Raw genomic sequence first — 1,504 nt, 5'->3', positions numbered from 1 at the left:
TCGCCAACATCGAGAAGCATTAAGCGGTTGCCCGTAAACGTCGCGATGTCGAACGCTGCGCCCTCGCTTATCATGTACGGGTCTGCGGCGAACGCCGCGGTAAGCTGCACCACGCGCCGTGCTTGGTCTATGTACTCGTAGCTGATGTCGGTACAGCGGCAGTTCGTCAGCTTCCAGCCGTGCAGGTGTTCGTCTTTAAGAACGCCGTCGCCCTCCGAATAGAGCCAGTTTGTCACGTCCGAAACAAGGTCGGCGGTGTCCTCCGCGTCCTCTCCGATAACGTTAAAAACGTACTGCGGGTCGCGGTCGTCGTAGTAGACCTTGCCGCCCACCGCCGATAGGTCGGTGCTGCCGCTGCGGTAAGGCACGCTCTCGCGCACTACGCGGGGCTTTGGCGTGCCCCAGCTGCCGCTAGCAACGGTCACACCGCGAAAGTCGCCTGTTGACTTGCCGTTAAATGTTATTTGTTTAATCATCGTGCTACCCCCCTAGCTGCTAGGTTTAGATTAGCGCCGTTTATAATATCCAGCGCGGGCGCTATCACACTGGCGACAGTATTGCTGTCAATGATTAGATTAAACACCGCCTGTTTGCCGCTCTCTGCGGCGTTCTGAGCGTGCTCGGCAGTGTTGGCGGTCAGTCTGCCTGCCGTTCGTTCGTCGCGTTTAGCGGCGGCTCTGACGGCATTGTGAGCGCTGTCTGCCGATGTATAGTCGGGCAAACGCACCTCGCCCGACGCAGCAGATACCATGTCCGCAGCAGCAGCCGATACCTCAGCCATGCCGCCCGAAATGCCGCGAGCCATGCCCTGCGGGATATATCCGCCGAGGTCTGCGAACAGCCGCGAGGGCGAGTGTATGCCTGCCGCCGCTTTGACGGACTGGTATGCCGCGTCGACCATCTGCTGTGCGGCGCGGTCGATGTCTGCAAGCTTTTCAGGGCGGGTCAGACCGTTTGCAAAGCCCGCAGCCGCGTATCCGCCGAGAATGTCGTAAGCTTCCTGCAAGCTTGGCGACTTGCCCGCAACGTCCGAGATGATGTTCTGTATCTGCCGCGAAGATTCGTCGCGCATATTGCCGAGCGACTTTTCGGCGGCTTTGTATGCCTTTGAATATGCCGCGTCGAATTTGTCGGAATAGTCCTGCAATTCGGTGTCCGACATCGAGGTCATAGCCTTTATCTCAGCCGCCGAGCTGGGCCCTGCTTCGCGCAGTTTTTCTATCAGACCGTCAGAAACGCCGCGGTCTATAAGCTCCGCCAGTCCGTCAGACCAATTGGAAATGCGCTCGTAGTTGCTATCCATCGCCGAAACGAGGTCTTCGGCAGACACCTCAGCCAGTTCGGCAGGCTTTGAGAACAAGTCCATAGAGTTGTAAATGCTGTCCGCCGTTTGGCCGAGCATCGAGGTGTATTGGCGCGAAAGCTCGGCGATACTGTCGGCGGCGTCGGCGCTGACTTTGTAGCTGTCCTCGCCGACGGTGTATATGACGCTGTGGGTGCGCTG

At 58.6% G+C, this 1,504-nt stretch carries 2 protein-coding genes; both read right to left on the bottom strand.

The features are described from left to right. Window positions 1-476, bottom strand: a 476-nt coding sequence (locus LI114_RS13460; protein ID WP_227221094.1) for a hypothetical protein, incomplete at its 3' end; no start/stop codon positions are given. After that, on the bottom strand, window positions 473-1,504 hold a 1,032-nt coding region (locus tag LI114_RS13455), incomplete at its 5' end, for a hypothetical protein (RefSeq protein ID WP_227221093.1). The genes LI114_RS13460 and LI114_RS13455, both read right to left, overlap by 4 nt.

Origin of the sequence: Ruminococcus sp. 210702-SL.1.03 (genome assembly GCF_020559915.1) — a bacterium.
GTDB lineage: Bacteria > Bacillota > Clostridia > Oscillospirales > Ruminococcaceae > YE71.
The sequence above is the reverse complement of the archived record's forward strand: the minus strand, read 5'-3'. Positions and strand labels throughout refer to the sequence as shown.